The 24,028-nt window shown below is 49.1% G+C and carries 17 protein-coding genes; 7 read left to right on the forward strand and 10 right to left on the reverse strand.

Going from position 1 to position 24,028, the window contains the following annotated elements:
- Positions 1-6 precede the first annotated feature (6 nt).
- A complete protein-coding gene (locus tag LC084_RS06900; RefSeq protein WP_226570456.1) occupies positions 7-1,176 on the reverse strand; it encodes a methionine aminotransferase in 1,170 nt (389 codons plus the stop codon).
- Between the two features lie 130 nt (positions 1,177-1,306).
- Here LC084_RS06900 and LC084_RS06905 point away from each other — a divergent pair, with 130 nt between their 5' ends.
- Positions 1,307-2,188 (forward strand): LysR family transcriptional regulator, encoded by an 882-nt coding sequence (locus LC084_RS06905; protein ID WP_226570457.1) that lies wholly within the window; start codon positions 1,307-1,309, stop codon positions 2,186-2,188.
- Here the strand turns inward: LC084_RS06905 and LC084_RS06910 are convergent.
- Positions 2,151-3,647, reverse strand: a complete 1,497-nt coding sequence (locus LC084_RS06910; RefSeq protein WP_404808336.1) for a carboxylesterase/lipase family protein — start codon at positions 3,645-3,647, stop codon at positions 2,151-2,153. The genes LC084_RS06905 and LC084_RS06910 overlap by 38 nt on opposite strands.
- Positions 3,644-4,585 carry a LysR family transcriptional regulator gene (locus LC084_RS06915; protein WP_226570459.1) on the reverse strand — a complete coding sequence of 314 codons (942 nt, stop codon included), beginning with the start codon at positions 4,583-4,585 and terminating at the stop codon, positions 3,644-3,646. The genes LC084_RS06910 and LC084_RS06915 overlap by 4 nt, the downstream gene beginning before the upstream one ends.
- Before the next feature lie 95 nt (positions 4,586-4,680).
- Here LC084_RS06915 and LC084_RS06920 point away from each other — a divergent pair, with 95 nt between their 5' ends.
- Positions 4,681-5,541 carry an oxidoreductase gene (locus LC084_RS06920; RefSeq protein WP_226570460.1) on the forward strand — a complete coding sequence of 287 codons (861 nt, stop codon included), beginning with the start codon at positions 4,681-4,683 and terminating at the stop codon, positions 5,539-5,541.
- On the opposite strand, the gene hglS is transcribed toward LC084_RS06920, so the two are convergent.
- Positions 5,538-6,908, reverse strand: a complete 1,371-nt coding sequence (hglS, locus tag LC084_RS06925) for a 2-oxoadipate dioxygenase/decarboxylase HglS (RefSeq protein ID WP_226570461.1) — start codon at positions 6,906-6,908, stop codon at positions 5,538-5,540. The two genes, LC084_RS06920 and hglS, sit on opposite strands and share 4 nt — an antisense overlap.
- 331 nt (positions 6,909-7,239) lie before the next feature.
- On the opposite strand from hglS, the gene LC084_RS06930 reads away from it, so the two are divergent.
- Together LC084_RS06930 and LC084_RS06935 are read left to right on the forward strand one after the other, a co-directional pair.
- Positions 7,240-8,160 (forward strand): LysR substrate-binding domain-containing protein, encoded by a 921-nt coding sequence (locus LC084_RS06930; protein WP_226570462.1) that lies wholly within the window; start codon positions 7,240-7,242, stop codon positions 8,158-8,160.
- A 159-nt stretch (positions 8,161-8,319) separates the two neighbouring features.
- Positions 8,320-10,614: an FdhF/YdeP family oxidoreductase gene (locus LC084_RS06935; RefSeq protein WP_226570463.1), complete on the forward strand. Its 2,295-nt coding sequence runs from the start codon at positions 8,320-8,322 to the stop codon at positions 10,612-10,614.
- A 67-nt stretch (positions 10,615-10,681) separates the two neighbouring features.
- On the opposite strand, the gene LC084_RS06940 is transcribed toward LC084_RS06935, so the two are convergent.
- The 3 genes from LC084_RS06940 to cybB form a co-directional block, all read right to left on the reverse strand.
- Complete coding sequence (locus LC084_RS06940) at positions 10,682-12,385, reverse strand: methyl-accepting chemotaxis protein (RefSeq protein WP_319004399.1); 1,704 nt, start codon at positions 12,383-12,385, stop codon at positions 10,682-10,684.
- Between the two features lie 167 nt (positions 12,386-12,552).
- Positions 12,553-14,196 carry a putative bifunctional diguanylate cyclase/phosphodiesterase gene (locus LC084_RS06945; RefSeq protein WP_226570464.1) on the reverse strand — a complete coding sequence of 548 codons (1,644 nt, stop codon included), beginning with the start codon at positions 14,194-14,196 and terminating at the stop codon, positions 12,553-12,555.
- A gap of 372 nt (positions 14,197-14,568) precedes the next feature.
- Complete coding sequence (gene cybB / locus LC084_RS06950) at positions 14,569-15,102, reverse strand: cytochrome b561 (RefSeq protein ID WP_226571160.1); 534 nt, start codon at positions 15,100-15,102, stop codon at positions 14,569-14,571.
- A gap of 197 nt (positions 15,103-15,299) precedes the next feature.
- Between cybB and LC084_RS06955 the strand changes: the two genes are divergently transcribed.
- Positions 15,300-16,211: an alpha/beta hydrolase gene (locus tag LC084_RS06955; protein ID WP_226570465.1), complete on the forward strand. Its 912-nt coding sequence runs from the start codon at positions 15,300-15,302 to the stop codon at positions 16,209-16,211.
- A gap of 1 nt (position 16,212) precedes the next feature.
- Here the strand turns inward: LC084_RS06955 and LC084_RS06960 are convergent, their stop codons facing one another.
- A complete protein-coding gene (locus LC084_RS06960) occupies positions 16,213-17,025 on the reverse strand; it encodes a YdcF family protein (protein WP_226570466.1) in 813 nt (270 codons plus the stop codon).
- A 392-nt stretch (positions 17,026-17,417) separates the two neighbouring features.
- Here LC084_RS06960 and LC084_RS06965 point away from each other — a divergent pair, with 392 nt between their 5' ends.
- Positions 17,418-18,740: an MFS transporter gene (locus tag LC084_RS06965; RefSeq protein WP_226570467.1), complete on the forward strand. Its 1,323-nt coding sequence runs from the start codon at positions 17,418-17,420 to the stop codon at positions 18,738-18,740.
- Positions 18,741-18,763: 23 nt separating this feature from the next.
- Here LC084_RS06965 and LC084_RS06970 read toward each other — a convergent pair whose 3' ends face one another.
- Positions 18,764-19,291, reverse strand: coding sequence for a GNAT family N-acetyltransferase (locus LC084_RS06970; RefSeq protein WP_226570468.1), 528 nt, complete (start codon positions 19,289-19,291; stop codon positions 18,764-18,766).
- A 57-nt stretch (positions 19,292-19,348) separates the two neighbouring features.
- Between LC084_RS06970 and LC084_RS06975 the strand changes: the two genes are divergently transcribed.
- Positions 19,349-20,008 carry an O-methyltransferase gene (locus LC084_RS06975; protein WP_226570469.1) on the forward strand — a complete coding sequence of 220 codons (660 nt, stop codon included), beginning with the start codon at positions 19,349-19,351 and terminating at the stop codon, positions 20,006-20,008.
- Positions 20,009-20,090: 82 nt separating this feature from the next.
- On the opposite strand, the gene hrpA is transcribed toward LC084_RS06975, so the two are convergent.
- On the reverse strand, positions 20,091-23,984 hold the full coding sequence (gene hrpA, locus LC084_RS06980) for an ATP-dependent RNA helicase HrpA (protein ID WP_226571161.1): 3,894 nt from the start codon (positions 23,982-23,984) through the stop codon (positions 20,091-20,093).
- Positions 23,985-24,028: the final 44 nt, after the last annotated feature.

The following is a 24,028-nucleotide window of genomic DNA, read 5'->3' on the forward strand; positions in this document are numbered from 1 at the left end:
CCCTGCTTAACGTGGTTTAACCTGGCATAACGCCTGTGCGCCTGCCTTTAATGTCGCATCGTCTTTCGCAAAAGAGAGGCGAATCAGTTTATTGTCTGTACCATCAGTGTAAAACGCGGATAACGGGATGGCAGCAACACCATGCTCCACAATCAGGCGTTTTACCATCTCGCTGTCGGATTCGTCACTAAAATGCCCATAACTGGCGAGCATGAAGAATGACCCGGCGCTGGGAATTAATTTAAAAGGGGATTCGGCCAGCAAAGACTGGAGTAAATCACGTTTACGTTGGTAAAACGGGCCAAGGCTTTGCCAGGTGACCGGATTCGCCATGTAGTCCGCAAATGCATACTGCATTGGCGTATCCGCAGCAAACATCAAAAATTGGTGTACTTTGATAATCTCATCCATCAGTACCTTTGGCGCCACGCAATAGCCAACACGCCAACCGGTAACATGGAAGGTTTTACCAAAGGATGAAATGATGACGCTACGCTCTGCAAGGCGTGGGTGGGTTGCCATGCCGTGGTGGCGCGCACCATCAAAAACGATATGCTCATAGACTTCGTCTGCCAGCAAAATGATATCAGTTCCCTGGGTCAACCTTACCAGTTCGCTTAAGTCTGATTCACTCAGTACCTGTCCTGTCGGGTTATGTGGGGTATTGATAATAATCATCCGGGTACGGCTGTTTATCGCCGCAGACACCTCATCCCAGTTAATGCGAAAATCAGGTTGGGTCAGTTTGATAGCAACCGGAGTGGCACCTTGTAAACGAACGACTGGCGCATAACTATCAAAAGAGGGCTCAAAATAAATAACTTCGTCGCCTGGGTGAACAAGCCCACTAATCGTTGAATAAATCCCTTCACTGGCACTGGCAGTAACCAGCACTTCATCCTGAGCATCATAATGCTGGCCATAAGCCAGGGCGACTTTTTCGCTAATTAGCTGTTTGAGGAGTGGTAACCCGGTCATTGGTGCGTACTGGTTACGGTTCTCCTTCATTGCTTTCGTCACACCATCGACCAGCGCAGGGTCACACGGAAAGCCTGGCGCACCCTGGGAAAGGTTAATGGCATTATGCTGTGATGAAAGTTGCCCAATAACGGTAAAAATAGTGGTACCTACATCCGGCAGTTTTGATTTGCATTGTACCGGGGATTGCATGGACATAGCTGCTCCTGTGATGGCTGCGAATTGCATAACTATTAAATTGCATAACTATTCAAGCGGGCCTCCATTGCAAGCACAACCGAATTGTTGTCATAATAGCCATGCAAAAATTGCATAGCTGGAGATGTGTATGCCCCGCCATTCCTTGCCACTAAATGCGCTTGAAGCCTTTATGGTTACAGCTCGTCACCTTAACCTGACTCATGCAGCGAAAGAGCTTTGCCTGACGCAAGGCGCAGTGAGCCGTAAAATTGCCTCACTGGAAAATTGGTTTGGTTTTGCGTTGTTTGAACGCCATGCACGGGGTTTGCACCTGACCACCCGCGGAAAAGCCCTACTTCCAGAACTTGAACAGGCGTTCAGGCAGTTACATATCGTGGCAGAACAAGCACGCCAAAAACCACAATCTGTGCGTCTGAAAGCCCCAACCTGTGCGATGCGCTGGTTACTGCCCAATCTGCTTGCTATTGAACATCACCACCCTGAGATTGATGTTGTGTTAACCACGACCACCGATCATGGCATTAACTTTCATGCAGAACCTTTTGATGCGGCAATTGAATATGGCAAAACAGAACGTGGGGAATTATTGTTTGATGAGTGTTTGACGCCTGTGGTGAGCCCTGTACTGGCCAACCAGTTAGCCTCACAACCAGACAGCTTATCGCGGCTGACATTTTTGCACCCCACCCGGGATAAAACAGACTGGCTATTGTGGTGGAATAACCAGCCTCGCCCGTGGCCGGTTATGCGAAAAAACCAGCACTTCGATACCATGGACCTTGCTATCAGTGCCGCAATTCAGGGCTACGGTGTTGCTATTGCAGATGAACACCTTGTTGCGGCAGATATCAAAGCCGGGCGGCTGGTTCGGCTATCTGAACGGGCAGTGCCTACGGGGGCGGCATACAGGCTGGTGCTGCGCCAGGCGGGTAGCGATGCGGGCAATTTAAACGATTTCCGCCGTGCGCTGCTTAGTCCAGATTTACATGGTGTTTCATCACCCGCTTAAATAACCGCAACCGTAACGGCATAAACCAGCGACGATGGCGAAAACCAAACCGCCGCCGCAAGCCAATTTGCAACACCCCTTGAGCCGGCCAGGCGACGGGCCCGGCCAAAACATGTCCGGTGGAATTTTCATGGCAGGCAAATGCTGCCCAATAATCAGCCAGAATAGCAGCGACTTTTCTGTCGGGCTCGGTTGTGGTTATCACCGTAGCCAGCGTATCAAAAACGTAAGCCACTTCATTACCATGGGCCGCACCAAATGGCAGGCTTTCTCTTTCGCCGTCACTGACATAATCAAACCAGTAACGCCAACAAGGCTGCCCTACTCGTTTTTGTGCATCACTGATAATCTGGCCAAGTGTGGTAAACGCCATGTCACGACATACCTCGCGCCCAAGAACATCATCACGCAAAGCGTGGGGATAAAGAGTACGTATCAGTGCAAGCCCACCGCGATGCGTTTTGCGCATTTGGCGAATCTGTTGCGCCGCATCCACACCAAATACAGAGAGCACACTGGCTTCGTCACTGTTACTTCCCACCAACACAGGCAATACATGTTGCTGACCTGCCATAAAGCAATCAAGCACTGGCTCTGGAAGCACAATGTCACCACTTACCGGGACCGGCGCAGGTGAATAAGGTGCCGCAAGTGACCAGAAACTATCACCGGGTAATGCCCGTAACTGTTCTGCGGTTGCATGTTTTAGCCCAAGGGCGGCAGCCACTTGTTCACCACTTTGTAATGCGTCTGGGCGGGGAGTATCAGGTAACGTGTAACCACTTTGAATAATCGCCCGTTGAAACAACCCTCTGGCGAGTGGTGAGGCCATCAGTGACATCACGCTCCGCGCACCGGCGGATTCACCAAATAACGTCACTTTATGTGGGTCGCCACCAAAGGACGCAATATTGTCCCTGACCCAGCCAAGCGCTGCGATTTGGTCGAGCAAAGCAAAATTATGTACCGGGCCACGGGAGTCTTCCCCGTCTAACGCAGGATGGGCAAAAATACCGAGGTGCCCAAGGCGGTAATTCACTGTTACCAGGATAACACCACGCTGGGTTAAACCGTGCCCTTCATAGGGTGGTAACCCTCCGGCGCCAATAGTAAACCCGCCACCGTGCAGCCACACCATAACAGGCAAAGGATGCGCTGGCGCTGTTGCCGGAGCCCAGACGTTTAAATACAGGCAGTCTTCGCTAAAGCTGCCAGGATCCCCTCCGCCCAATTCACGGCAATACTCTTCATCCTGCCAACTGGCTGGGCCGTACGCGTATGCTTGTTTCACGCCCTGCCATTGGGCTGGTGGTTGTGGTGCACGCCAACGCAGCGAACCAACGGGTGGCCTTGCATAAGGGATCCCACGCCATACCCGAACGTTTTGTTCACGCTTTCCCTCAAGTAACCCGTTACTTGTCATAACGCGACAATTATCCCTGGCCGGTACCTGAATCATATTTCTTTGCTCTTCCTTTCCTGAGTATTCATTTCCTGTGTATTCATCTCATGAATAAAATCAATAAAAGCACGCAGTGGTGCAGGCACCAGCCGTCTGTCTGGATAATAGAGCCACGGCCCGCTGAATGTAGGCCACCAGGGTGCCAGCACAGGTTCCAGTTCACCTCGTGTGATCATCGGTGCCAACCAGTCTTCGAACAACATCAGAATTCCTGCCCCTTGAATGGCGGCATCGACAGCCAGATCAACCGCTGCACCAATGCTGACAACCAACGGCCCCTGAACCTGAATCCGCAAGGTTTCATCTCCTTTGCAGAACTCCCAGTCAGAGATAACACCACTATGGTAGCGGCAACGAATACACCGGTGTTGCATTAATTGTGCCGGATGGTCTGGCCGCCCGGCTCTGTCAAGGTATTCAGGGGAAGCCACAACGGCAAACCTTTGGTGGCGCGGGCCGACAGGTACGGCAATCATATCCTGCGCCAGGCTTTCTTCGTAACGGATACCGGCATCGCACCCTGCACTGAAAATATCGACCAGATTACTTTCAGCAATGATATCCACTTCTATTTCTGGGTAACGGGAGAGAAATGCCGGGATAATACCCGGCAGGATAAGCCGGGCGGCACTCACGGGCACATTGAGCCGCAATGTGCCTCGTGGGGTATGGCGAAAGCCATTAATTTTGTCCAGCGCAGTTTCTACTTCATCCAACGCCGGGCGTAAGTTGTCCACCAACGCCCGCCCCGCTTCTGTCAACGCGACAGTGCGGGTTGTTCGGTTAAATAAGCGGACACCCAATTGTTGCTCAGCCCGGCGCACGGCATCACTAAGCCTTGATGGGTTGCTGTTTAGATTTCGGGCAGCTTCGCGAAAGCCGCCCGCACGGGCAACAGCAACTACTGCCTGCAAGTCGTTCAGGTCATAGGGCATTGTCCGGCTCCTCGCACATTGTGTCGTGATTAATTGGGATAGTCGCACAACATTAGGTTGCCTACAATTCTGGGTACACTAACAGGAGGTATTCCATGACAACCGCTCAACTGGCAGGCTCCCGGCAACTAGGCGATAAACAAGTATGCAGAATGGGTTATGGCGCAATGCAACTGGCTGGTCCCGGTGTTTTTGGCCCCCCAGATAACCCGGAACAGGCAATTGAAGTCCTGCAACTGGCTATTGAACAAGGTATTAATCACATTGATACATCTGATTTTTATGGCCCGCATATCACTAACCAGTTAATCAGGCAGGCTTTGCATCCATACCAGCAAGATTTATGTCTGGTCACAAAAGTCAGTGCCCGGCGTGATGAAAAGGGAAACTGGATACCGGCTATGTCGGAAAGTGAACTGACACGTGCAGTTGAAGAAAATCTTGAAAATCTTGGGCTGGACCACCTGGACGTCGTTAATCTGAGAAGTATGTTTGATGTGCATAAACCCGCAGAGGGCAGCCTGGAAGGCCCACTTACCACATTACTGAACCTGCAATCACGCGGTTTAATTCGCCATATTGGCTTAAGCAATGTGACAACTAAACAGATTAAAGAAGCGCTGGCATTAACACCTGTTGCCTGCATACAGAACTGCTATAACCTGGCTGACCGTAGCGATGACGCGCTTATTGACTGGCTGGCTGAGCAGGATATCCCTTACGTGCCTTATTTCCCGTTAGGCGGTTTCACTCCATTGCAGTCTTCCGAACTCAGCGCTATTGCCAGTGAACTGGCTGCGTCCCCCATGCAAGTTGCACTGGCCTGGCTATTACAGCGATCACCAAATATTTTGTTGATTCCCGGCACCAGCAAGCCCGCACATTTGCTGGGCAATATTGATGCCGCGAAGTTGCAACTACCTCAAGAGCATATCGCTCGCCTGAATGCTATTTAAGGTGTATCCGTCAGTCTGTTAACCGCGGCCAACCCGCAAGCGCGGCGGCTGCGGTTTTCAGCTTCCTGATATAAAACGAAGGCATCTTTCACCGCACAACCAAGGGCAGATTCAAATGCCTGCTGGCTGGCATGGCCCTGCTCCCTTACCTGCGTCTCAGCCCCTAAATTTGACTGGAAAATCCCGGCTGCACTGACAGGAAGAAAGTCTTCATAAGTGACTGGAGATGCCGCGAGCCAACCCCGGTCGATCAGTTCTTGCGGGTCGTCTTCTGGTTTTATCAACTGCCGGTTGGCATCCCCTGCGGGTAATAATTTGTAGCGGTACCAGGCCAGACCGGCACTGCGCAAAGTTGCTTCATCATCAGGAAAACGCGCAAATGCATTTTGCAAATGCTGTTGATGGGAAAAATTATCACCAGCAACACCGGCATCAGCTAATAAGTCATCGTACAACCGCCTTCCTGCTGGCGTCAGCGCTACCCCCCTTTGCTCAATTTCACCAAAACGGGCGGTATGTGCACCTTGTTCCCCTGCGGTAAAGATCACCTTTTCTTCGAGTGCCCGAAAGCTGGTCTGGCGCAGCAGAATGGGGTTTTTACGTCTTGGCGGGCCTTCAATCACGTTCTTTGGGGTAATACCATATTCAGGCATCAGGGCCTGAACCCTGTCGATATCCAGAGTGCGGGGCGTAAGGTGATTGATATGGCATCCAGGAAAACTAACGATATCTGCCACCAGGCGGTGTGCATTGTGTAGTGTCTGGTAGGTTTGAGCATCGACACAAGCCTGTTGGCGCCAGCGAAACGTTTCCAGCGCCTCACGCACAAAGCGCTGTGCCTGAGTAGTGGTTAAACCACCTTGCTCTGCGTGGATTTCAACCAATTCCAGGCAACCCGGCGTAAAAAGAGAACGCTTTGCCAGTATCTGCAGCGCCTTTGCGCGTAGCTGTGTATCTTCAATCAGTTCAGGGCGCAATAGTGATGTAAAAACACGAAACGGGTTACGCGCCAGCGCCGCGTCTTCAACAGGGCGAAATGCAGTTGAATGTACCGGTATTCCGGCAACGGACAAATCATAGTACCCCACAGGGTACATTCCCATAATGGCAAAAACCTTGCGCAAACCTGCCAGCTCTTCTGGCGTGCCAACGCGAATGGCTCCATGCCGCTCCACATTAAGCCGACCAATTTCCCCATCGTTTGTCAGCTTTTCAAGCAGCATGGCGTGTTTTTCCAGTACACCGATATTGACATCAGCAACCAGGTCCAACAACGTGCCATATAGCGGAACTTCCTGTTGGTACATCACAGACATCGCCTGTGCAAACATTTCCCGAATTTCATCTGCGCTGACATACTCTGCCATATTGCTTTCCTCAGGCTTTTTTCAAAGGGTAGATAACGCCTCTGCGTCACACTGAAATTATTCAGCTTTTGTGATCCTGGCAACGGGAGTATTTGTTGGCACGTTTCCATGTTTTTTCTCTTTCTATAACTAAAGCATATGATTTTATGCGCTCACCAATAAGCCACTCACCAATGCCACGATTCAGCCAGCCCGTGTTGAGGCATCATCGTTGTCATGACCTTTGTTTTGTTTAAAACTTACCTCGTTTGTTAACGTAATTTTGCAATGAAGTTATCAAAATACATCTAAGTAGCTTGAAAATAGTAAAAATTTAGTTTTAACATCCGTTATGGAAAATTATGGTCATTTCATGCAGCGCATTCGGTTGCGCCACTTACATACTTTCGTTGCCGTCGCTCAACAGGGAACTCTTGGGCGTGCGGCACAAACGCTCAACCTCAGCCAACCGGCGTTATCAAAGACATTAAATGAACTGGAGAGTTTGATAGGTTCTCGCTTACTTGACCGTGGGCGGATGGGCGCTCACCTGACCCCCACCGGCGAGCAATTTTTGACACACGCTCTGCGTATTCTCGACGCGTTACAAGTTGCCGGGCATTCGTTGTATTCAGCCACTCAGGGTGAACCCCAGGTCGTTCGCTTTGGTGCATTACCTACAGCGCTATTGGGTTTATTACCTGCGGTTATTGGACAGTTTCATCGCCACAACACGGGGGTAAGCCTGCAAGTCGCGGCAATGACAAATACCATGATTTTATCAGGATTAAAGAGTGGTGAGCTGGACTTTGGTATTGGCCGCATGTCAGACCCGGAACTGATGAATGGTTTAAGCTATGAACTATTGTTTCTGGAATCCCTGCGTCTGGTCGTGCGCCCTGGGCACCCGTTGCTCAACGAAACGCTGACGTTTAGCCGCATTCTGGACTGGCCTGCGGTGGTTCTGCCTATGGGTACACCACCTCGTGACAGAACAGAAGTACTGCTCAAGGACCAGGGGTGCACCCTTTCTCCTTGCCATGTTGAAACATTGTCTGCTTCGCTTTCCCGCCAACTGGCTATAGATTATGACTACGTTTGGTTTGTGCCCTCGGGCGCGGTAAAAGAAGACCTGAAAACGGGCGTTTTGGTCTCCCTACCCGTTGCGATCCCCGGCAATGGTGAACCTGTTGGCATTTTGACACGTGTGGATACCCCACTCTCTATCCATTCAGTAACATTAATTAATGCCATTCGACAAACTATTGCCTGATTGTATCGTGTTGCGCAAATTGCATGACAAGTAACACTGTTAAAACGTTCAGGAAACAATAACCGCACATTGTTGCGCGAATGTTGGTAATTTGCGGCGTATACTGATGTTATTCATTGCGCACGATATTGCGCAAATTTCCAGTATGGACGTCACACAATGAAATTTAAAACAGCTATAAAACCTTATCATGCCGCTGCCGGTGGCTGGGGATCGCTGGAAGCCACAACCCGGTTTGTCTTTGACAGCAAACGCGCTATTAAGAACTTACGTAACCTGATGCGCATGAACAAAGCCAAGGGTTTTGACTGCCCGGGTTGCGCATGGGGTGATGATAATAAGAGTACATTTAGTTTTTGTGAAAATGGCGCTAAGGCCGTCACATGGGAGGCGACTCGCCGCCATATTACCGCAGATTTTTTTGCTCAGCATACTGTCAGCGCGTTACGTAAACAGAGTGATTATTTTCTGGAGTACCAGGGGCGCCTGACAGAGCCATTGTGTTACAACCCCGAAACCGATCATTACGAAGCCATCTCATGGCAGGATGCTTTTGCGCTGGTTGCCCGCCATATACAGGCAATGGATAACCCAAACCAACTAGAGCTTTATACCTCCGGACGGGCAAGTAACGAAGCCTCTTATCTGTACCAGGTTTTTGGGCGTATGTTGGGCACCAACAATTTCCCTGATTGCTCGAATATGTGTCACGAAGCAAGTGGCAGTGGGTTAAAACGCAGCATTGGCGTTGGTAAAGGAACTATTCGTCTTGATGATTTCGATAGTGCTAACGCTATTTTCGTTTTTGGCCAAAACCCCGGAACTAACCACCCTCGGATGCTTCACAGCCTGCGCCATGCGGCAGAAAACGGCGCGCGTATTGTTACTTTCAATACCCTGCGTGAACGGGGTCTTGAGCGGTTTGCTGACCCACAAAAACCCCTTGAAATCGTTACTCCTTTAGCTGGGAATATCAGCTCCATGTATTATCAGCCTAATTTGGGTGGTGACATGGCAGCTGTCCGAGGCATGGCAAAAGCATTGCTTGAAACCCACAGGCAAAACCTGGCTGAAGGGCTGCCTGGAATTTTTGATGATGCGTTTATTCGCGAGCATACCCAGGGCATTGAGCAGTGGTTTGCCGAAATCGACAACACCAGTTGGGGCTTTATTACTCAACAATCAGGCCTGAGTGAACAACAACTGCGTGAAGCAGCAAGCATTTGGCAAAATGCTGAGCGGGTTATCTGTACCTGGGCTATGGGCATTACCCAGCATAAACACTCCCTTGATAGTGTTAGGGAAATCGTTAACCTGCAATTGCTGGGCGGACACCTGGGCAAACCAGGTGCCGGGTTATGCCCGGTGCGCGGGCACAGTAATGTTCAGGGTAACCGTACGATGGGGATTGATGAAAAGCCCCCTGCCGCATTGCTTGATAGCCTGGCTGCGCACTTCGGCTTTAACCCACCACGTGAACCTGGGCATAACACGGTGGAAGCTATTGAAGCCATGTTGCGTGATGAGGTTCGTGTTCTTATCACGCTGGGTGGCAACCTTGCAGCAGCAGCGCCTGACAGTGAGCGTACCGCCGAAGCTTTATCCCGATGTGGCCTGACTGTACATATCAGCACGAAAATGAACCGTAGCCACCTTTATCCTGGCGATGCCGCGCTTATCCTGCCAACGCTTGGGCGTACTGAAGAAGACATTCAAGAAAGTGGCCGTCAGTTTATTACCGTTGAAGACTCATTCAGCATGGTGCATGCCTCCGAAGGGATTGGCAAACCCCTTGCCGTGACGCAACGTTCCGAAACGGCTATCGTTGCCGGAATAGCCGCTGCAACACTTGGCAGTGACAACCTGGACTGGCTTGCCCTTAGTGCTGATTACAACCTGATTCGTGATCATATTGCGGCCACTATTCCAGGGTTTTCTGACTTTAATGAAAAATGTGCAGAGCCGGGTGGGTTCTGGCTGGGTAACGCTGCAGCAAGTTATCGTTTCGCCACGCCGAGTGGCAAAGCCGAGTTTAGCGCAGCCCCATTGCCACAGTCAGTAACCCCAGTGGAAGCCCCATTCACACTGCAGACATTACGTTCACATGACCAATACAACACTACGATTTATGGCCTGGATGACAGATACCGCGGTGTTTATGGCCAGCGTGAAGTGTTATTTATGAACCCGGAAGATATTGCCGCCCTTGGGCTAGAGGCTGGTGATAAAGTTGATATCGAAACCCACTGGAATGATGGTATTGAACGCAAAGTTACCGGCTTCAAGCTGGTCAGTTATGCTATACCGCGCGGTAACCTGGCGGCTTATTACCCTGAAACGAACCCGCTGATCCCGCTATCCAGCTTCGGTGATGGGACTGGTACCCCTACTTCCAAATCTGTTCCTGTGAGTATCACGGCTTCGCAACCCCATCCAGATTTACGCCTGGTGTAAAGCAAATACCCCACAAGCCATGCTTGTGGGGTACATTCGGCTCACATTCAGCTAATAGTTCGCAAAGCTAAAACGTCTCCCAGTTTTCCTGACTGGCTGAAGCCGTTTGCGGTAATGCAGCCTGCGCTTTTTCCCCGCCACGGGGTGCTGAACGTACAGCGAATCTATCACCCGATAACCGGAAGATCCCCACAGCCTGGGACAGTATTGCCGCCTGCTCCTCGAGTGAGCGGGCTGCGGCTGAGGCCTCCTGCACCAGAGATGAGTTTTGCTGTGTGGCATTATCCATTTCGGTAATCGCCTGGCCTACTTGTTCTATACCGCGGCTTTGCTCATCGGATGCAGAAGCAATTTCCTGCATAATACCAGTCACACTCTTCACTGATTCCACAATCCCTGTCATTGTGCTGCCCGCTTCCCTGACTTCGCCTGAGCCTTTTTCAATTAGAGAAACAGATTCATTTATCAAGTTCTCAATCTCTTTGGCGGCCTGCGCACTACGTTGTGCAAGCGTGCGGACTTCACTGGCAACCACGGAAAAACCGCGCCCTTGCTCACCGGCGCGAGCTGCTTCAACTGCGGCATTGAGCGCCAGAATATTAGTTTGAAAAGCAATGCTGTTGATAACTGATGTGATTTCCGAAATTTTTCTCGAACTGGCAGAAATATTGTCCATGGTAGAAACCACACCATTAACAATGTGCCCTCCATGTGTGGCTTTATCTGAGGCTTCATTTGCCAGTTTGCTGGCATTATGAGCATTCTGGGCATTCTGTTTCACCGTTGCGGTAAGTTGCTCCATACTGGCCGCCGTTTGCTCAATGGCGGCAGCCTGTTGCTCCGTTCTTGACGCCAGATCTACGTTACCTGCTGAAATATCGCTAGTTCCCTGGTAGATACCATTAGCACCATCCCGAACAGTGGAGACCGTACGGGACAAAGACCGCTGCATATGTTGCAAATGTTGGCTGAGCAAGCCAATTTCACTCCGGCTGGTTGGCTCTTCCGGCTGGGTCAGGTCACCACCATCAATCGACTCAATACGTTTAACGGCCCGCTGCAACGGGTGTATCACGATTTTGCGCAACATTACGAAAGTGACTGCCGTCATAAATAACGCCAGCACAAAAGCACCGCCCATTACCACCAGGCCAATATGTGTTTCTTGGTAAGCCATGGCATTCAGTTGTTGAGAGCGCGCTGTACGAATGGCAATCGCTTTAAGCAACACCTCATTATAGCTATCGTCCAGTTTGCGAAGTTGTTCATTCTCCTGGTTGATAATGGCTTCAAACATGCCATTTTTGGCATATTTGATCATTGGTTTCATACCCTGGTTAACGTAGTCGTCAAAGCGCGTTTTCAGTTCACCATCAAGCGCCATGTCTTCAGGCGTTTTAGACCGTCGGGCCATATAGACCGCAAACCCATCCTGTGCTTTTTTTATGCGCGCTTCAGCATCCGCAATGTCTTTACTCATTACATCCATGTCGGCAACACGCCCGGCCGCGCCCGCATGAATTAATAAAATGCGGGCAGTACGCAGGTGGTTAGAACTATTGGAAATCCCCATGCGAACCTGTATTTCATCGGTCACATCGCTGAGCGCACTATTACCTTGAACCAGAAAATACCCGGCAAGCCCGATACATAAAGCAAAAAGCAATAAAACGCCGCCAAGAATGGCGGAAAAGAGGGGGACCAGACGAATATGATGCCAAAAACGAACAGCCCCGGATGTCATTTGTGCAGATGTCGTTGCCCTTTCCATAATAACTCTCTTTAAATTTTTAAGGGGTACAAAGAAAGCAATACTAATGACATCGGCATCTGGAGCCGTTTTATTACGCCTTAAAGGCTGTTATTCGCTGTGTTCACAAGATTATGCCGGGAAGATCACACTTTCCCGGCCAGAGAAAAAGCTGAAGACGCCTGGCGTTAAAGATGGTCTATATCTGTAGGTTTACCAAATAGAAAGCCCTGGATTTCACTGCACCCTTCTTCTTCAAGGATACGTAATTGTTCCTGGTTTTCTACCCCTTCAGCGATCAGCGGTGTATTGATAGAGTTACCCAGTGAAATAATCGCCCGCACAAAAGAACGGGCTTGATAGCTATTCTCGACATTATTGAGAAAGCTTTTGTCCAGCTTGATTACATCAAACTGAAACTCTCTTAGCGTGCTCAATGAAGAATAGCCTGTACCGAAATCATCCAGTGCAATGCTTATCCCCATTTTCTGAAATTGATGCAATATATTAAATGTTAGCTTCTTATTGACGATAAACGCAGTTTCCGTCACTTCAAACTCCAATAAACTCATTGGGTAAGCAGTGCGTTGGAGCAACGTGCGTACACGCTCAATAAAATTGGGATGGCGCAGCTGAATAGGAGAGATATTGATTGATATTTTTTTATTTATCTCTCTGTTCATTGCCTCCTCACATACAGTGCTAATCACCCAATAGCCTAATGGAACAATGGCACCACTTTCTTCGGCAATTGGAATAAAAATATCTGGTGAAATCTGGCCCAAACGGGGATGTTCCCAGCGCAACAACGCCTCATAGCCGGAAATTTCTTTATCTACAATCGAACGTTTTTCCTGGTAATGCAGATAGAATTGCCCCTCTTTTATCCCTTTGCGAATGTCACCAGCAAGCATATTGCGGTAACGCGTTTCTTCATCCATGTCTTTTTCGTACCAGCAAATTTTAATGTCAGTCGCTTGTTTCGCCCGGTACATTGCCAGGTCTGAATTACTGAGTAATTTTTTAATGTCTGTTGCGTCATCAGGGTAAATCGCCACGCCCATGCTGGCTGAAACAGTAAACTCTGTTGTGGCAAATTTTTGTAGCCCAGAGAAACAGGCATATAAGCGAGATGTAAACGCCCTGGCTTCCAGACGGCTGTTGTAACCTTTGACAGCGACGAACTCATCGCCGCCGAACCTGGCAACCATTTCGTCTTTCCCAAGGATTTTCAAAGTCCTGGTAGCGACACGCTGTAAGAGTTGATCCCCAATATGGTGGCCTTCAATATCATTAATATCTTTGAACTTATCGAGATCAATAGTACAAACAGCAATACGTTGGTACTCGCTATTATTCAGTAATTGTTCTACAAATGAAAAAAACTCTACCCGGTTTGGCAGGCCCGTTAATGCATCGTAACGGGCCATCCAGGAAATTTTGTCATTTATTTCTTTTTGTTCACTAATATCACGCGTGATTTTAGCAAAACCAAGGTGTACACCCTCTTCATCATAAATAGGGTCAATAACGACATGCGCCCAGAAACGTGAGCCATCTTTGCGGTAACGCCAACCTTCCTCTTCATACTGACCATGCTCTAAAGCGAGTTGAAGATTGCGATGTGGCAAGCCCGTACTTTGGTCCTGCTTACTATGAAAAATGCCATAATACTGACCAACAATTTCATCGCTACTATAACCTTTCGCCCTGTGAGCACCTTCGTTCCAACTGGCAACCGTACCATCAGGGTTCAACATATAAATGGCGTAATCCTTCACCTGCTCAATGAAATGGCGATAAACAAAATCAGTCAGTTTCTCGTGGCTCATGTAGGATGGCCTCTGTTCCAGGTATTGTAATTAGTGTAATAAAAACTTTTCTCACAAGCGTTATCGCCTGTCATCCGTTTTTCTTTATATTTTTCCTCTTGATACATTAACATTCTACGGTGCGCAAGCCCTGAGACAAATCGTAGTGTTCAATACAGGTCTACTTGAAAACCAACTTGAGCTGGCTTTATTGCAATGCACTCGATTTGTGTATAGTTCAGGAATAGTGCGGCTGGTATCGAAGAGGTCAGTTTTTAACAACGTTTACATTCTACGTCGCTGAAAATAGTCGCTGAAAATATCGTGGTTATTTGATAGTTAAGCCTGCTACTGTTTGTTGGTTGGCAGCAAAACATTAGCAGGCTTCAGTAATTAACTGGATTTCTTACGCGGCATCATGCGCAACAGCGTGTTGTCTTTCCAGAAATAATGGTGTGCCAATGCGGCGGCAGCATGCAGGCCAATAATATAGTAGCCAACGGTCGCCACCAGTTCATGGATATCTTTTACTTGCCAGGCAAATTCTTCATGACCAGGGGCCGCCACAGGCATTGCCAACCCAAAAATTGCCCAGTCATTGCCGCGATAGTAACGGTACATTATTCCCAAGACAGGCAAGGCGATGAACATCAGATACAGCACTAAATGTGCCAGATGGGAAAGGCCTGTGACCATGGGCGATGGTTTTGGTTCGATGGGTGGCGTAGGCCATATTGCCCGTCCAGCCAGTCTCACTACCATTAACACCATGACAAGGATCCCGGAGCCATAGTGCAGGCTGCTGAGTATGGGACGAAAACTCCGTGGGAAAAAGCCCCGTAACTCCATGGAGCAATAAGCGATAATGACCAATAAGAAAACCAGCCAGTGCAGCGTTATCTGAACCGAACTGTACTTTCCACGCATAACGACATCCTCAATATTCAGTGAAGTGTTTAACATACTGATTACGCATTAAGAATTCATTAGTTTTTCTTTGCTTTCCGTGCGAAAAAACAGAGTGGTACGCCAGTGCCTCCCTTCCCAGGCTTGGTGGTAAGCTGTTGTATACCATTTCAGATGGCGCAACTGTGCCGATATTAGCATTTGTAAGAAGGAAGCTTATGACCACTTATTCTCAAATTACAGCACTTCAGGAACCAGACGAAACGTTCAGCATTTGGCCCGCAGGTGAAGCGCCTGGTGCGGATACCAGCCCGGCACAGTTCCTGTTGGAAGACAGGGGCCAGCAAAACATGCTGCCAGACCGCGCCGCCAGTGGTATTAAGGCACCACAAATCAGTGTCTGGCGGCCGCAAACAACCAATGGGGTTGCTCTTTTGGTGGTACCCGGCGGCGGTTATAACCGCGTTGTGATTGATAAAGAAGGCACTGACCTGGTAGCGCCGTTTACTGCGCAAGGCTACACATTATTTGTAATGACCTACCGTATGCCTGATGGCGGGCACAGAGAAGCTAGCCTGGCACCTCTTGCCGACATTCAACGTGCAATACGCGTTATCCGTTCACGTTTGCAACGTTGTGGGGAAAATACACAGAGAGTAGGTGTCCTGGGGTTTTCTGCCGGGGGGCATCTTGCAGGTAGCCTTGCCATGCATTTTGATTACCCGGCATACCCGGCAATGGATGAGGCAGACCACCTGAGCGCACGCCCTGATTTCGCTGCGCTGATGTACCCTGTGATTACAATGGATTCAGCGTTGACGCACGCTGGTTCAGCCCGTGCGTTACTCGGCTCTCATCCAGAAAACAACTGGCAACAGCACCATTCACTGGAATTACAGGCCCGTGATGATATGCCTCCAGTGTTTCTTGCCCATGCGGCAGATGACCCATCAGTGCCTGTTGCAAACAGCTTGTTAATGTTCAATGCATTACTTTCCCACAATATTCCTGCTGAAATGCATATTTTCCAGCAAGGCCTCCACGGTTTCGGCATCCGTGGTTGCACAGACTTACCCGCTAAAAGCTGGCCTGTATTGCTAATGAACTGGATTGAGGCGCAGCAACAGTAAGTTACACAAGCTTGCGTGCGACAAGTAGAGCCTGCAGGTGTTCACTCGCGGTTAAACGTTGCCAGGCATCCATAATATTGTCGGGCAGTGGAACATGCGCGATAAAGCCTTTTCCGGCAGGGCCATAGCCATTGTTGTCATCGTGCAGGCGTGGAAGCTCCCCCATAACCAGCTCAATAAACCGGTTAACTGGCCATAACCCGGTATCTTCATTACCAAAGGCCACCTCACCGTTTTGTAACGTGAGCCTGGGAACCAGGCCTGGCGATGAAACGCGCAGTGGTAACGCAGGAGCCTGGCTTTGCAAACGGGCAAATGTTGCCATTGTGCGGCGTTGCATGGTTGGGTCCTGCACGACTATGAGTTGTTCCGGGGCCAGGCTGCGCAATTGCATCAGGCGCCAGGTAAAATCAACGTTTTCACCGCAGTTTGTTGCCTCGCACTCCAACAATATTTGCTCAGGTGGCAACCCGGCAACCGTGGTTGCCATTTCACCAATCACGGAGGCTTCAGTGCGCCCTCCAGTATGAATGTGCTGGTAACGAGTGCTATGTTGCACGGATTGATACAACCATCCCGTCGAATGCCCTATCCCACCCGTTATGATCAGAGTGGCCTGTAATTCCAGGGCGAGATTAAAAGCATGTTCAATAACAGGTATAACGGCATTACCGGCAAGCACAATCACGGATGAACAAGAAGTATTAAAATCCGTATCCCGCTGTGCAAGCCAGTCACTAACCCGATTAATGTCATCAATTAAATTATGGTTTTCACCCCATACTGCCCTGTTACTACCTGAAGATGTTTCCAACGGTTTTCTCCTGCTGTTGTTTGTACCGGTAATACGCTTGATGAATTATTCGGCATAACCGAACACTACAACCAAAAACCACGCTTGCTCCATCTTATTATTTTTATGAGTAAAAAAGCCAGAATCCTCCAAAACCCACCCGGTTGCACCTTAATTAATCACTAATTTTTAATAGGTTTTAAGGATATGTTTTATGAAAAATTAATTTTACCAAAATAATTAACTATTATTTTTCTTTTTATTGCCATATTTAACACTTTGATAACTTGATTAATCATTTTTACAAACCTAAGTTGCTTGTGTGTTAACAAATGTTTCACACAAAGTCACACCTGCCCGTTTCAACACCAGGTTGTACTTTGTATTACTTCATTTACGTGGCGAGGATGTTTATGGTTACACATGAAAGCAGCACCACGATTTTACGGAAAAACAAAAAGGTGCTCATTGCCAGCCTGACAGGTAGTGCAATTGAATGGTTTGATTATTTTCTCTATGGCACGGCAGCCGCTCTGGTTTTTAACAAACTCTTTTTCCCCATGGTAGACCCGGTTATCGGGATGATGCTTTCCTGGCTTTCGTTCTCGCTTACTTTCTTCATTCGCCCCATTGGCGGCGTGGTATTCGCACATATTGGCGACCGGATTGGGCGGAAGAAAACGCTCGTGATGACACTTTCCCTTATGGGCGGCGCTACGGTGATGATTGGCTTATTACCGGATTACAACAGTATTGGCTTATGGGCACCAGCGTTATTAATCCTGCTACGTATTGTTCAGGGCATGGGTATTGGCGGCGAATGGGGAGGCGCATTGTTGCTGGCCTATGAATACGCGCCAAAATCACGCAAAGGTTTCTTTGGTAGCATACCTCAGGCGGGTGTCACGATTGGAATGTTGATGGCCACCTTCATGGTGTCCCTGATGACCTTATTCAGCGAAGAACAATTTCTGGCCTGGGGTTGGCGAATCCCGTTCATTTTGAGTGCGGTACTGGTGCTTTTAGGGTTATGGATCCGTAAAGATATTGATGAAACCCCAGATTTCAAAACAGTAAAACAGTCAGGAAAAATCAGTAAGACACCGTTACGTGAAACACTGAAATACCATTGGCGTGAAGTCTTAATTGCTGCCGGGCTGAAAGTAGTAGAAACTGCACCTTTTTATATTTTTTCAACGTTTGTAGTGAGTTACGCCACAGGGATTCTAACCTACCAAAAATCCCAGGCACTTGAAGCTGTCACTCTTGGCGCATTAGTTGCAACAGTGATGATTCCGTTGATGGGGCTTCTTTCCGATAAAATTGGCCGGGCACGCATGTACACCATAAGTGTGATTATGCTGGGTCTGTTTATCGTTCCCTGGTTTATGTTACTTAATACGCACACAACCTGGGGAATTGTCGTCGCCACTGTCATTGCTTTTGGTATCTTGTGGGCACCTGTTACTGCTGTTCTTGGCACACTGTGTTCAGAGATTTTTCACGCGAGTGTACGTTACACAGGCATTACGCTGGGTTACCAACTTGGTGCCGCATTAGCGGGCGGTACGGCACCATTGATAGCCACAGCGCTATTGGCGCAATCTGGAGGTAACTGGCAGCCAGTGGCTATATATCTTGGTATTACTGTGTTGATTTCACTGGTTGCCATTTTTGCCGCAACCCGCACCAAACCTGCTGAGCTATTACAGGCAGAAACAGAGTCGCTATCGTAACGTTTAGCTCAATGAGCGCTTCTTTATAAAGGGCGGGCAAAGCAAACAGCTTCGTCACGCCCTTTATATGGCCCGTAGTTTTCTATGACTTGAAACCCTTGCCTGATCCAAAAATGTACCGCTCGCTCATTAACTTTACGTGTTTCCAACCATAATTCCTTGAACCCCTGCTGGCTGGCATGGCTGAAAAGACTGGCAACCAGTTGAGTGCCCACGCCACGATATTCTGGCATAACATACATGCGCTTTACTTCGGCAATATCCTTCCCGATTCCAAGTGGCCGACATGCAACACACCCGACAGCTTTATGTTCCACTGTGCGTGCAACCAGAAAAAAACCGTCGCTGTTTTCGAAACAGGCAGCTGAAAAACGTTGTGCGCCGCTACTGCCAGTAATGGCAAATAATTCTTGTGATAACGCCTGTTGTAACGCCAGTGCATCCGCGCTGGTAGCTATCTCAGGTTGAATGTTCAGCACAAATGGCGTTTCTCTCACTTCACAACGTGTTCGAATGACACTACGGGGAATTTCGTTATTACGGTTATTCATTATTTTATCTATAGTGGTTGTTGGTTTTTTGTTTAGTTAATGCCTGCGAGGTGAACAATGCAAGAACAGTGGTCAGCGGTAGATAACTGGTTGATGTCCGCGTTGCTACCGCGAGATGAAGTATTGGAGCAAGTTCTGGACAATAACCAACGGGCGGGGTTGCCCGCAATAGACGTTTCCCCAACTCAAGGGCAATTTTTGGCAATGCTGATTACTATTGCTGGCGCGAAGCGTGTGCTGGAGATAGGTACTCTTGGCGGTTACAGCGCAATCTGGATGGCAAGAGCATTACCTGAAGAAGGTAAAGTTGTCAGCCTTGAGTTCGACCCACATCATGCGCATGTCGCACAGCAAAATATTGAGTTGGCCGGGGTTACAGGCAATATCGATATTATTATTGGGCCAGCACTTGAATCCTTACCAGGGCTTGCAGAACAACCGCCATTTGATTTTATCTTTATTGATGCAGATAAACGTAACAACCCCGCTTATTTAGCCTGGGCACTACGTTTGTCCCGGCCTGGTACGTTGATTTTTGGCGACAATGTGGTGCGTAATGGCGCGATTACTGATCTTCAGCCGCAGGATCCCCATGTACAGGGAATACAGGCATTCTTGCAGGAGGCAGGCCAGTCCGGCAGATTAACCGCAACTGCCTTGCAAACTACCGGAATCAAGGGCTGGGATGGTTTTATGCTGGCGCGGGTTAACTATTAATTCGGGAAGACGTTAAAACGCAAACTCAGTTGCGGGGCGACTGTTCCTGCCAGTAACCCCGCGACAAACCTTAACCGACAAGCTACTCCGTTATCGCATCCATCGCCTGAATAATACGTTTATCTGAAACAGGGAATGGAGTGCCCAGTTGCTGGGCAAAATAGCTTACCCGTAACTCTTCTATCATCCAGCGGATTGCCTGCACATCGTCATCATCACGGCGGTTAGCTGGCAATTTGTTCAGCCATTTCACCCACGTTTGTTGGACCTGGTCTACTTTCAGCATTTGTGCCCGGTCACGGTGTGGGTCAACAGCGAGTTTTTCCAGACGTTTTTCAATAGCCTGTAAATAACGCAGTGTATCCCCCAAACGGGCATAACCATTCTGGGTAACAAAACCACGGTAAACCAGACCAGACAACTGTGATTTAACATCCGACAATGCTAAAGCCATGGTCATATCCACTCGCCCTTTGAGCCGCTTATTAATGGCGAAAACGGCTGTCAGGATCTGCTCGACCTGCCCAGCAATATCAACGACCTGGTCGTTCAATTCAGCCCGCACTTTTTCGTGCAGCGCCTGGAACCCGGCTTCATCCCATACTGGGCCACCAGCATCAGCGACCAGTTTATCGACTGCACAGGTAATGCAGTCATCGATTAAATCAAGCACTTTACCGTAGGGGTTAAAATAGAGCCCCAACTTGGCTTTATTAGGCAGCTTCTCATGCAGGTATTTTATAGGTGATGGAATATTCAGCAGCAGTAAACGCCGCAAGCCCTGGCGCATGGCCTGCTGTTGTTCATGGGGGTTATCAAACAAACGAATAGCGACACTGTCTTTATCATCTACCAGCGCTGGCCATGCTTTTACCCGGTAATTGCCGCGTTTTTGCTCATAGCTTTCTGGTAATGAGCCAAAGCTCCATACATGCAGGCCACTTTGTTCAATACCATCGTCGGCTACAGCAGACAGTGTTTCCTGAACTTTTGCCTTAAGGTTCTCTTTGAGTGCCTCTAAATCCCGGCCTTCACGCAGTTTCTGGTTTTTGTCGTCAACCACGCGAAAAGTCATTTTTAGATGATCGGGCACCTGTTCCCAATGCCATGAATCCCGGTCAACAGTAACCCCGGTCATTTTACGTAATTCACGCTCCAGGCTTTCGAGTAAAGGCTGTTGGCCATCTGTTCTGCCTAAAAATGCCTCAGCATAATTTGGTGCCGGAACAAAATGACGGCGGACTGGTTTGGGCAAGGATTTTATTAACGCAATCACCAATTCGCGCCGCAACCCCGGAATTTGCCATTCGAACCCTGCTGGAGAAACCTGATTAAGCAACGGTAACGGGATATGTACTGTCACGCCATCGGCGTCATTACCCGGTTCAAACTGGTAGCTCAGGCGGAGTTTAAGTGCGCCCTGATGCCAGAAGTTCGGGTAATCAAGCTTACTGACCTGCCCGGCACCTTCTTTTATCAGCATTCCTTTCTCAAAGCTGAGTAAATCAGGCGACTCTTTGCTGGCTTGTTTCCACCAGGTATCGAAGTGGCGTGCAGAGATAGCTTCATGGCTGATACGTTGGTCATAGAAATCAAACAGCGTGTCGTCGTCTACCAGAATGTCCCGACGGCGGGATTTATGCTCCAGTTCCTCCACTTCGGCACGCAATTTCTGGTTCTCGCGAAAGAAACTATGCCTGGTTTGCCAATCGCCTTCGACTAACCCATGGCGGATAAATAGCTCACGGCATAATACCGGGTCAATTTGGCTATAATTAACAGGCCTGGCCGCGACAATAGGTAAGCCGAAAAGTGTCACTTTCTCTGTTGCCATGACAGCGCCTTGCGCCCGTGACCAGTGTGGTTCACTCCAACTGCGTTTAATCAGATGGCGCGCCAACGGCTCAACCCATTCAGGCTCAATTTTTGCGGCAATCCTGCCCCATAAGCGGCTGGTTTCCACCAGTTCGGCAACCATTACCCAACGCGGGGGCTTTTTAAATAACCCGGAGCCTGGGAATATGGCAAAGCGTGCATTACGCGCACCAGTAAACTCCTGTTTCTCTGTATCTTTCATACCAAGGTGAGACAGCAAGCCTGTGAGCAAAGCAGTATGAACAGCCCTGTAATCTCCGGGCTCACTATTGACGGGCAACCGGAAGGTTTTTACTACCTGGCGCAACTGGGTATAAATGTCCTGCCACTCTCTCACCCGTAAGTAATTGAGATATTCAGCGCGGCATAAACGGCGGAATTGGCTGGATGACAATGCGCGTTGCTGCTCGCCCAGGTAATTCCATAGATTCACCCAGGCCATAAAATCCGATTCTTTATCCTGAAAACGGCGGTGTTTTTCATCTGCCGCCTGTTGTTTTTCAACCGGCCGCTCGCGAGGATCCTGAATAGACAAGGCCGATGTGATTATCATCATTTCACGGACACAACCTTGTTTTGCACCTTCAAGTACCATACGCGCCAGGCGCGGGTCGACAGGTAATTGAGCTAGCTGGCGCCCTTCTGCTGTCAAGCGCCAGCCATTTCCTTGCTTGTTCTGGGTTATCGCACTAAGTTCTTCCAGTAAGCGGACACCATCCTGGATATTGCGTTTATCCGGTGCTTCGACAAACGGGAAAGCGGCAATATCGCCCAATCCCAGGGACGTCATTTGTAAAATGACCGAGGCAAGATTAGTACGCAAAATTTCCGGGTCGGTAAACTCAGGCCTTGAGAGGAAGTCATCTTCACTATAAAGGCGAATACAGATCCCTTCAGAAACACGCCCACAACGCCCTTTGCGCTGGTTGGCAGAAGCCTGAGATATAGGCTCAATTGGCAGGCGCTGAACTTTGGTTCGGTAGCTATAACGGCTAATACGGGCAGTACCAGGGTCAATCACGTATTTAATGCCCGGCACTGTCAGTGATGTTTCTGCCACGTTAGTTGCCAGCACAATACGACGACCGGTATGAGACTGAAATACCCTATTTTGTTCGCTGTTGGACAACCTGGCATACAAGGGCAGAATTTCTGTGTGCGGCAATTCGAGTTTATTGAGGCCGTCGGCCGTATCACGAATCTCTCGCTCGCCACTCATAAAAATAAGGATATCGCCCGGGCTTTCATGCCCCAGCTCATCTACAGCATCAAAAATTGCCTGCAGTTGGTCACGTTCGGTATCGTCTTCTGTATCAACAATTGGGCGGTAACGCACGTCAACCGGGTAGGTACGCCCGGAAACTTCAATAATTGGGGCATTATTGAAATGCCGTGAGAAACGCTCCGGGTCAATGGTTGCAGATGTGATTATGACTTTTAAATCAGGGCGGCGCGGTAGTAATTCCTTTAGGTAACCCAGTAAGAAATCGATATTGAGGCTGCGTTCGTGGGCTTCATCGATGATCAGCGTGTCGTACTGCATCAGCATACGATCTTGCTGAATTTCAGCCAAAAGAATACCGTCTGTCATCAATTTGACGTGAGTCTGTTCACTAACCTGGTCAGTAAAGCGAACTTTATAACCGACGCAACCACCGGGTTCAGTATTGAGTTCTTCAGCGATACGATTCGCAACGGTACGGGCTGCCAACCGTCGGGGTTGGGTGTGTCCAATCAGGCCTTTGATGCCCCGCCCCAATTCCATGCAGATTTTCGGCAACTGAGTGGTTTTCCCGGAGCCCGTTTCCCCGGCCACAATCACCACCTGGTTATCACGCACTGCCTCGAAAATAGCCGATTTTTTCTGGCTAACCGGTAAGTTTTCCGGGTAGGTTATTTCCGGTCGACTGGCCAGACGTTGCAAAACACGCTCCTGAGCCTGGTTCATCTCTTCTGCAAGTGTGTTCAGAATGGCTTCACGGGCTTCCGGACGGGTCTTTTTAACCCCATGTAGACGGCGGGAAAACGCCTGGCGATCGCGCAGCAATAAATTATCCAGCTGCGCATATAACGAATTCAAAGTTATAGTTTTATTGTCCATATATTCTGTATCAATACGGCCTTCAGCAGATTTGCCGGGCCCAA

The organism is Mangrovibacter yixingensis, assembly GCF_020523985.1.
Taxonomy (GTDB): Bacteria; Pseudomonadota; Gammaproteobacteria; order Enterobacterales; family Enterobacteriaceae; genus Mangrovibacter; species Mangrovibacter yixingensis.

What these genes read in the sequence shown, in the direction of transcription:
- LC084_RS06965 (WP_226570467.1), top strand. Translation starts at nt 17,418, where the DNA reads ATGGTTACACATGAAAGCAGCACCACGATTTTACGGAAAAACAAAAAG.
- cybB (WP_226571160.1), bottom strand. Translation starts at nt 15,102, where the DNA reads ATGCGTGGAAAGTACAGTTCGGTTCAGATAACGCTGCACTGGCTGGTT.
- LC084_RS06970 (WP_226570468.1), bottom strand. Translation starts at nt 19,291, where the DNA reads ATGAATAACCGTAATAACGAAATTCCCCGTAGTGTCATTCGAACACGT.
- LC084_RS06920 (WP_226570460.1), top strand. Translation starts at nt 4,681, where the DNA reads ATGACAACCGCTCAACTGGCAGGCTCCCGGCAACTAGGCGATAAACAA.
- LC084_RS06930 (WP_226570462.1), top strand. Translation starts at nt 7,240, where the DNA reads ATGGAAAATTATGGTCATTTCATGCAGCGCATTCGGTTGCGCCACTTA.
- LC084_RS06935 (WP_226570463.1), top strand. Translation starts at nt 8,320, where the DNA reads ATGAAATTTAAAACAGCTATAAAACCTTATCATGCCGCTGCCGGTGGC.
- LC084_RS06910 (WP_404808336.1), bottom strand. Translation starts at nt 3,647, where the DNA reads ATGATTCAGGTACCGGCCAGGGATAATTGTCGCGTTATGACAAGTAAC.
- LC084_RS06945 (WP_226570464.1), bottom strand. Translation starts at nt 14,196, where the DNA reads ATGAGCCACGAGAAACTGACTGATTTTGTTTATCGCCATTTCATTGAG.
- hrpA (WP_226571161.1), bottom strand. Translation starts at nt 23,984, where the DNA reads ATGGACAATAAAACTATAACTTTGAATTCGTTATATGCGCAGCTGGAT.
- LC084_RS06940 (WP_319004399.1), bottom strand. Translation starts at nt 12,385, where the DNA reads ATGGAAAGGGCAACGACATCTGCACAAATGACATCCGGGGCTGTTCGT.
- LC084_RS06905 (WP_226570457.1), top strand. Translation starts at nt 1,307, where the DNA reads ATGCCCCGCCATTCCTTGCCACTAAATGCGCTTGAAGCCTTTATGGTT.
- LC084_RS06915 (WP_226570459.1), bottom strand. Translation starts at nt 4,585, where the DNA reads ATGCCCTATGACCTGAACGACTTGCAGGCAGTAGTTGCTGTTGCCCGT.
- LC084_RS06900 (WP_226570456.1), bottom strand. Translation starts at nt 1,176, where the DNA reads ATGTCCATGCAATCCCCGGTACAATGCAAATCAAAACTGCCGGATGTA.
- LC084_RS06955 (WP_226570465.1), top strand. Translation starts at nt 15,300, where the DNA reads ATGACCACTTATTCTCAAATTACAGCACTTCAGGAACCAGACGAAACG.
- hglS (WP_226570461.1), bottom strand. Translation starts at nt 6,908, where the DNA reads ATGGCAGAGTATGTCAGCGCAGATGAAATTCGGGAAATGTTTGCACAG.
- LC084_RS06975 (WP_226570469.1), top strand. Translation starts at nt 19,349, where the DNA reads ATGCAAGAACAGTGGTCAGCGGTAGATAACTGGTTGATGTCCGCGTTG.